Origin of the sequence: Halorubrum sp. SP9 (assembly GCF_005435015.1) — an archaeon.
Taxonomy (GTDB): Archaea; Halobacteriota; Halobacteria; order Halobacteriales; family Haloferacaceae; genus Halorubrum; species Halorubrum sodomense.
Genome location: NZ_SGXU01000430.1, coordinates 1 through 405, shown reverse-complemented (window position 1 = coordinate 405; position 405 = coordinate 1). Strand labels below are relative to the sequence as shown.

Sequence of the window (405 nt, the reverse complement as noted above, 5' to 3'; positions counted from 1 at the left end):
AATTGGCTTCGGCGGCGAGTGCCTCAATGAATTTGCGGGCTGGCGGTGTGATGTGAACGGGGAGGCGCTGCTCGGTCAGCCGTGTGAGCAGTTTCCCAAGCGTGTTCATTGCGCCATCGCACTGGGGTCGAGAGGCGTGACCACCACGCCCAGTTACTGTCGCTTCAAGCCAACAGACCCGCTTTTCAGCGACCTGAATGGGGTAGAACTCTGTCCCATCGATGCGCAATGGGAAGCCACCGAACTCTCCGATCGCGTACTCCACGTCCGCAAAGCGTTCTGGGTGGTGTTCGACCAGATATTTCGCACCGATATCACCGCCAGTCTCCTCGTCTGCGAGAACGAGCAGTAACACATCGCCCGCGGGGTTAATCTCCTCTTCAGCAGCCCGGAGCAGCGCCGCGA

1 pseudogene is annotated in these 405 nt (G+C 59.8%); it reads right to left on the bottom strand.

Annotated elements, in window-relative coordinates:
- Positions 1-405: pseudogene (locus EXE45_RS20085) on the bottom strand (hypothetical protein); the annotation flags it as partial.